Source organism: Clostridium sp. KNHs214 (assembly GCF_000744935.1).
In the GTDB taxonomy this organism is placed as follows: Bacteria; Bacillota; Clostridia; order Clostridiales; family Clostridiaceae; genus Haloimpatiens.
Window position 1 is genome coordinate 23,004 of the sequence record NZ_JQMW01000007.1, and the last position, 7,983, is coordinate 30,986.

Annotated in this window: 3 protein-coding genes and 3 pseudogenes; all 6 read right to left on the reverse strand. The window is 33.5% G+C overall.

Annotated features, from left to right (window positions below; translation table 11 throughout):
* Window positions 1-417: 417 nt before the first annotated feature.
* A pseudogene (locus CC89_RS02460) lies at window positions 418-2,312 on the reverse strand (sigma-54-dependent Fis family transcriptional regulator).
* A gap of 59 nt (window positions 2,313-2,371) precedes the next feature.
* Window positions 2,372-2,812 (reverse strand): MOSC domain-containing protein, encoded by a 441-nt coding sequence (locus tag CC89_RS02465; RefSeq protein ID WP_035288681.1) that lies wholly within the window; start codon window positions 2,810-2,812, stop codon window positions 2,372-2,374.
* Between the two features lie 121 nt (window positions 2,813-2,933).
* Window positions 2,934-3,404, reverse strand: a complete 471-nt coding sequence (moaC, locus tag CC89_RS02470) for a cyclic pyranopterin monophosphate synthase MoaC (protein ID WP_035288684.1) — start codon at window positions 3,402-3,404, stop codon at window positions 2,934-2,936.
* A 3-nt stretch (window positions 3,405-3,407) separates the two neighbouring features.
* Window positions 3,408-4,366, reverse strand: a pseudogene (gene moaA / locus CC89_RS02475) (GTP 3',8-cyclase MoaA).
* Window positions 4,367-4,551: 185 nt separating this feature from the next.
* A pseudogene (locus CC89_RS02480) lies at window positions 4,552-6,443 on the reverse strand (molybdopterin biosynthesis protein).
* A 370-nt stretch (window positions 6,444-6,813) separates the two neighbouring features.
* Window positions 6,814-7,983: molybdopterin molybdotransferase MoeA (locus CC89_RS02490; RefSeq protein ID WP_035288691.1), on the reverse strand; the 1,170-nt coding region annotated here is incomplete at its 5' end.

The following is a 7,983-nucleotide window of genomic DNA, read 5'->3' on the forward strand; positions in this document are numbered from 1 at the left end:
TTGCTTTACTTTTCACTAATTTTACTTTATTTTTTGTTTAGATTTTTATGAGATTTTATCAATTTTCATCCGCTTTTTATAAAAAATATAATATATTTTATTAGCATCTATAAAAACAATAACGTTAAAAATATTATTAGTAAAAACGAGAATCCCATAATAGTATCTAGTGATTTTTTATTTTATGTTCCGTTTAAGAGCATTTTTCATCTTTTCACTGTTCCATTTTGGGATTCTGTTTCATATTAGCGCACTACTTTACATATTTATCATCATATATGAGAAAATTTCATCGCATACATTCACAGTTATTTTCTAGCTTGTACCTTCGCATAATTTCTGGCAAGTTGTCTTATTCAACACATGGGCATCCACTGTTTTTCTAAATACTAAAACTTAATTTTTATACTTATATGACTATAATGAATACTTCTCTATTTTTCTATAAAGGGTATTTCTACCTATACCAAGAGCTTTTGCAGCGGAGGAAATATTGCCATTGAATTTATCTAGTACATTTTGTATGTGATTTCTTTCAACAATCTCAAGATCAAAAACCACATTTTCTGACTCCTTAGTTGTATATAATTCATCCTTAATATTGTAGTATTTTATATCATTTAGTATTTCAACACTTTCGGCATTTATTATAAGCTCTATTACATTCTCTAACTCTCTTATATTACCCGGCCAATCATAATTCATAAGTGTCTCCATATAAATAGGAGGTATTTCTACTTTTCTTTTATTTAAATGTTTAGAGGTCTTTTTCATAAAATACTCCACCAAAAGAGGAATATCATCCCTTCTTTCCTTTAATGCTGGCAAATTTATAGGGAGTACATTAATTCTATAAAATAAGTCTTTTCTAAAATTACCCTTCTCTACTTCCTGCCTTAAATCCTTATTGGTGGCAGCTATTATTCTAGAATTAACCGGTATTTGCTTAGAACTTCCTATTCTATTTATTACACCTTCTTCTATTACTCTTAAAAGTTTTATTTGCATGTCGAAGGGCATCTCACCTATTTCATCAAGAAATATAGTACCCCCATCTGAAATTTCAAATTTCCCTGCATATCCACCTCGTTTTGCTCCAGTAAAGGCACCCTCTTCATATCCAAATAACTCCGATTCAATTAAATTCCTTGGTATAGCCCCACAGTTAACAGCTACAAAAGGCTTGTCTTTTCTATCGCTGTAATTGTGTATTGACTGTGCAAAAACTTCTTTTCCCGTACCGCTCTCTCCGGTAATGAAAATAGTAGATCTGCTATCTGAAATTTTTTTAGAATAATTTATTATATTAACAAGTTTTCTGTTTTTACCTATAATTTTGTCAAAGGTGTAAATAGCCTGCCCTCTAAATATTCTGCCTGCAAGCTTCCTAGCCTTTTTTACATCCAAAAATACACAAGTTACTTCGAAGATTCTCATAGCTGAATCATATATAGGGTATGCACTTAAATTTAGCTGAAGTTTATTTTTGCGTACATTAACATATACATCTTCATGCATAAAACTTCCTTTGTTATAGATCTCATCTAAAACCATAGTCCACTGAGGAATTAAGTCCCATATCTTCATTTCTTTTATTTCACTCTCACTAAATCCAAAGAGCTCTAATACATTTTTATTTATGTTTTTTATAGTACCAGATAAGTCCGAAGTCAATATGGCTGTGGGGATTGAATTAAACACATTTTCCATACCTTTTTTCGATGCAGCTAAAGCTGCATTGTAATTGTTTAGTTCTATCATCTTTTCAATGGCATTAACTGCTGCCACTACCATGCCTAGAGTATGTGGATGTACATTCTCACTATATCCTGTCAAATCAAGTACTCCAATTATTTCTCCATCCACGTTTTTTATAGGTGCCGCGGAACATGTCCATCTATGATAAACTTCAATATAATGCTCTTCCCCAGATATTTGAATAGGAGCCTTTTCACTTAAGGCTATACTCATGGCATTAGTTCCTATGTTTTCTTCATTCATATATGCTCCGGGAATCATCTTTATATTAAGCGCTTCCTCTAATATACCCGTATCCCCCATAACATTAAGAATACAGCCATTCTTATCTGTAAGAATAACAAAAAATTAGATCCTTTAACAAATTGATAAAGCTGATTCATAAAAGGTGTTGCAGTAATGATTAATTCTGAATTTTCCTGTATAATTTTCTTAAGTTTCACATCTTTTATTATTTTCTTACTGTACACCAATCCTTTGCTTAATCCTAAGCTTTCGCATTTTTCATGAGACTTTAGCACACATGACTTTTCCTTTGTTAGATTATTTTCCATATAATCATCTACCCCTTTAAAATAACTTATAATATGATTATCCCACAAAAAACATTACATTACTTGAATTGTGAAATTTCTATTTCATCCCCAGCTTTAATCCAACCTTCTGACAAAACCTTTGTGAAAATTCCTTCTCTTGGCATTATGCAATCTCCTATAAGTTCTCTTATTTGGCAGCCTGCATGACATTCCTTGCCTATTTGTGTTACTTCCATCAGTACCTCTCCTACTTTAAGCTTAGTGCCCACGGGTAATTCATATAGCACTAATCCTTCTGTAGTTATATTTTCTGCAAACTTGCCGGTACATAAACCTTCTAGACCTAGCTTCTTCATTTTATCAATACTTTCTGTTCCCAAAAGACTTACCTGTCTGTGCCAGTTTCCTGCATGAGCGTCCCCTACAAGACCATGATTTTCTTTAAATAATCCCTTTTCTATAGGATGCTTTATCTCGCCCTTTTTTTCACTTATATTAACTGCTATTACCTTTGCCATTTTAAAATTCCTCCCTTTATATGATTTTTATCTTCTTTTTTCATTTAAAACAATGGGGATTTCATCTTTTACTTCTTACTTCTTACTTCTTACCTCTTACTTCTTACTTCTTACTTCTTACCTATCTTTGAAATACTCCAGATTTTCCGCCGCTTTTTTTCATAAGTTTTATATCGGATATTATCATTTCTCTATCTATAGCCTTGCACATATCATAAATGGTAAGTGCGGCTATGCTTACAGCTGTTAAAGCTTCCATTTCCACTCCTGTTTTACCTGTGTTTTTTACTGAAGCAGTTATGTCTATTTTATTATTTTCAAAATCTAGTTGAAAATTTATATCGCAGCCATTTATCATTATAGGGTGACACATAGGTATAATGTGAGGTGTAGACTTTGCTCCCATAATACCAGCTACCTGAGCTACTGACAAAACATCTCCCTTGGATATGGTACCCTCTTTTATTTTATTCAAAGTTTCTCTTTTCATATTTATACATCCATAGGCAACCCCTTCTCTTTCTGTGTCCTTTTTGCTGCCTACATCCACCATTTTAGCTCTTCCTTGCTCATTTATATGCGTTAATTCCATGTTTTAGCCTCCAATCTGATACATCATCTTTTTACTTTTGCTCTTTTCATCCTCCACCAAATGATGTTCTAATGGTTTATCATAAATGGCCTCGGTTATCTTAGATAAAAGAATTTTGCTATCATTCACATACTCTTTTATATTTATTTCTTTTTCAGAATGAAGACATGGCTTTAATGTGCCTTCAGCCGTTAACCTTACCCTGTTGCAATTGCTACAAAATTTACAACTCATAGGACTTATAAATCCTATATTTTCTTTAGCTTCATTAAATCTATACAATGCAGCTGTACTGTTTTTATTAGTTTCCACAGGTATAAGATTTCCATGTTTTGATATTATCTCTTCTGAACTAATATAACTGTTTTTGTATATTTTGCTTCCTTCACCTATTGGCATAAGCTCTATAAATCTTACGGATATAGGATATTCCTTTGTTAAATTCATGAAGTCATCTATTTCATCATCATTAATGCCCTTCATAATTACAGTGTTGATTTTTATAGGCTCCATACCAATGGATAGACATTTTTCAATGCTGTTAAAAACCTTATTTATATCTCCACCTCTTGTAATATTCTTAAATTTGTCCCCTTTTAATGAGTCCAGACTTATATTAACTCTTTTCAATCCAGCTTTCTTTAAATCCTCCGCCCTATCCTGTAGAAGCATGGCGTTGGTGGTCATAGCAATGTCCTGGATGGAGCTTATTTTTGATGTATAATAAATTAATTTATCCATATCCTTAAGTATAAGCGGCTCTCCCCCAGTAAATCTAACCTTATTTATTCCTATAGTTGCGCCGACTTAACCACATTAAAAATCTCTTCATATCTCATTATGTCCTCATGCTCTTTTTTCTCAACACCCCTAGATGGCATACAGTAAATACATCTTAAATTACATCTATCAGTTACGGACACTCTTAAATAATTAATTTTTCTTCCATGCTTGTCTAACATTAGATTCCTCCTTTGTTTTACTTTCCATTCCAAATTACTTGTCTCTTATAACCACAATTAGTAATTTACATTACTAACTTAATGTACAATAATTTTCAATATAGAGCTAAATATAAAATTAAAATAGATTTAAAGTTTCCATATTGCTCCATGCATGAATTTTCTGCTCCATTCACCTGTTCATCCTATAGCAAAACAATATTTCCCGCTTCACTGTAGTCATATCCACCTAATTCGTCCAATTTTCTTTGAATTCCTGGCTCTTTATAATATTTATGAATTCTTTTATAGTTGCCATGTCCAAAAACTCTGCTGGAATTGCTATGTCATATTCCTCATTGCAAACCGGTATGAAATCCAGTCCATCATGCTTGCAGCGGAGTATACTCCTAAACCACAGTGAGCGTCCCCATTTTCCACAGCAGCTGCCACAGCTAAATGAGTGTATTCCTCTCTTGTATAACCGTCTATTTCTCTAGGATTTATACCTAATTTCTTAAGGTTGTAGTCAAAAAGAAGTCTTGTACCTGCACCCCTTTGCCTATTTACAAATTCATTTTTTTATCCTTTATATCTTTAATAGAAGTTATATTATTTGGATTTCCTTTAGGCACCATAATGCCTTGAATTCTCTTTACGCATTTTATTAGAGCCATAGGTTTATCTTCAAGATATTTTTTAATATAGCTTATATTATATTCGCCTGTTTCCATATCTAAAAGATGTACAGGAGCTATGTGAGTTTCTCCATTTTTAAGTGCATTATTCCTCCATGCTACCTACATGAGCGGAGGACAAGTAATATTCATCACGCTTTACATGATTAATCTGCTACCACATCTATAATAGGATCATGGCTGCCTATACAAACTACAGTATTATTTATTTCCTCTTCATCCTTTAAAAGCTTTACCTCTACCTCCGTTCCTCTTTCTATACCTTCAACATTTTGGAGGGACTTCAAGTATTCCGTCGGCTCTAACTAAGGACATGGTAGCTCCAGCGCCCTATTTAAAGGTGTAGCCACAAGCTTATCTCCAACTTTTCCTAATTTTATTCTTACAAATTCAAGATATTTCAGTGATGACATGACCCTCTTAGATAAAATGGCCTTTACAGTTTTAAACTGACGTGGTTTTTCTCCAGCAAAGTTTTCCACAATTCTACTACGAACATTTCCATTACCACATTAGGCTGACACAGGATATCCGGTATTCTATAACAGGTTTACGGTCTACCTGGCCAAGAATTACAGGTTTTCCTGGCTTTATAGCACTCCATGTATGTACACCTGACCAAGTTCACTAATAACCTGTGATGTGTAGTCTTTCTCTTCCGCAGAGGAACCTGCATTTACAAGAACCATGTCACATTCTTCCGCTGCCTTTTTTATAGTGTTTTTAATTTTTTCATAATCATCCTTACAATTGGATATCTTTTAGGAATACCACCATATTCAAAAACCTGTGCTGCAAAGGTTCTTGAGTTGAAATCTATTATATCCCCTGTTTCAGTTCACTTCTTGGCTCCACCAACTCTGTGCCGTTGGAATTATGCCTACCACAGGTCTTTTGTAAACTTCTACCTCATTTACTCCTCCTGCAATCATTGCTGATATATCCACAGGCCTTATTTTATGTGATGATGGCACAATAAGTGATTTTTCTACTATATTTCACCTAAAGGTCTTATATGCTGATATGGAGCTGCACTTTTATATATTTCCACCTTTTTATCATTTACTTTTATTAAATCTTCCACCATTATTACACAATCGTATTCTTTAGGAATAGGGTCTCCAGGTGTCCACCACTATATAATCTTTTCTTCTTCGAGAACTATGTGTTTCTTTTCATTTGCTCCCAAAGTTTTTTCGCTATTAAGGCGATTCCATCCATAGCTGCCGATTATTATAAAATGGAGATGATATCTTAGAATACACTGGTGAAGCTGTTATTCTTCCACTGGCATCCTCTGTTTTCATTACTTCTTTTTGCTTTGTTGGTGATATTTTACTAAAATAAAGCTTCATTGCCTCTTCTAATTCATAATTTGAAAGATAAATATTTTGACCCATATTATTTCCATTGCCAATATACTATAAAAATCTATACCCATTATTCAATTTCTTGTTCAACGTGTCAGATTCTTCTATAAAACTACTTTGGTTTGCTATAAAATTCTCAGCACATAACTTGCCATATAATACCATTCTTGGGTTTAGTTTTCCATATAATACTATTCCTTAGGTTTAATTTTCCATATAATATAACTAGTTGAGTCTAAGTTTAAATTACACGCATATTATACATATATTTTTATGCAAGTTTATTTTTAAGATTTTTATAGATTTATGGCAACAGAGTTCACCTCCTTTTTGTGGTTTATAAAAATAATAATAATTTTTTTTATTTCTTATTGCCATTTCTTAGCTGAACTTATAGTAATTAAAATCTATATACAAATACCCTCTCACCTTTTTTCAATCCCTCAAGATTCTTGTTTATTTTTACAAAACCATAGGCCTTGGAAAAACCACTTATAAGTCCTGATTTAGAAAATACAGGCGATGCAATTATTTCATCTCCCTGCCAAGACAATGTAACTGGCAAATATTCTTCTCTCCCTTTTGCGCTGTGATAAATTATATCAAACTTACAAACTATAGGGAAAATTTCTTCCTCGCGTCCTGTGATTTTATCAATATAGTATTTAACCACAACCTTATATACAATAGCCGCTGAAAGAGGATGTCCTGGCAATCCAAAAACAATTTTATCCTTAACTTTTCCTATGATGGTTGGCTTTCCAGGCTTTACTGCTATACCGTGTACAAAAACCCCTGGCTCTCCTAGGCTATTTATAACATCTATAGTAACGTCTTTTTTACCCACTGAACTGCCACCGGATATAAGTACAATATCTGCCTCATCTACCGCTTTATTAACGGTACTTTTTAAAAGCTGAAAGTCATCTCTTATTACTCCATAATTAACTGGAACTCCACCATCTTCAATAATACAAGCTTCTAAAAGATATGAATTTATATCTCTAACTTCCCCTTTCTTTGGAGTTTCATGAGGTTCTACTATCTCATCTCCAGTGGATATTACAGCTACCTTAGGCTTTCTGCATACAGGCACCTTATATATTCCAAGGCTTGATAACACTCCTATCTCATAAGGCCTAAGTTTCTTGCCTTTTTTAATTATTACCTCACCTTCACTTATATCCTCACCTATCTCCACAACATTTTCTCCATAGGCTGTAGCTTTATCTATAAGCACTGTGTCCTCATGAACTTTTTCAGTATATTCCACCATAACCATTGAATCTGCTCCCTCTGGAAGCATGCCTCCTGTAGGGACATATATGCAATCTCCAGGAAAATCTATGCTAACCTCAGGCTTTTTCCCCATAAGCACTTCACCCTTGTAATTCATCATGGCTGGCATACTCTCACTGGCTCCAGCCACATCCTTGGAGTTTACAGCATAACCATCCACAGTGGATCTTCTAAAATGTGGTACATTTATTTGCGAAATTATATCCTCATATATGACGCTGCCCATGCTGTCCAAAAGTTCTACTTTTTCACTTAAAGGCTTTATATTAAA

Bases quoted from the DNA above. Each gene is read 5' to 3' on its own strand.
- CC89_RS02465 (WP_035288681.1), bottom strand. From the start codon at position 2,812: ATGGCAAAGGTAATAGCAGTTAATATAAGTGAAAAAAAGGGCGAGATA.
- moaC (WP_035288684.1), bottom strand. From the start codon at position 3,404: ATGGAATTAACGCATATAAATGAGCAAGGAAGAGCTAAAATGGTGGAT.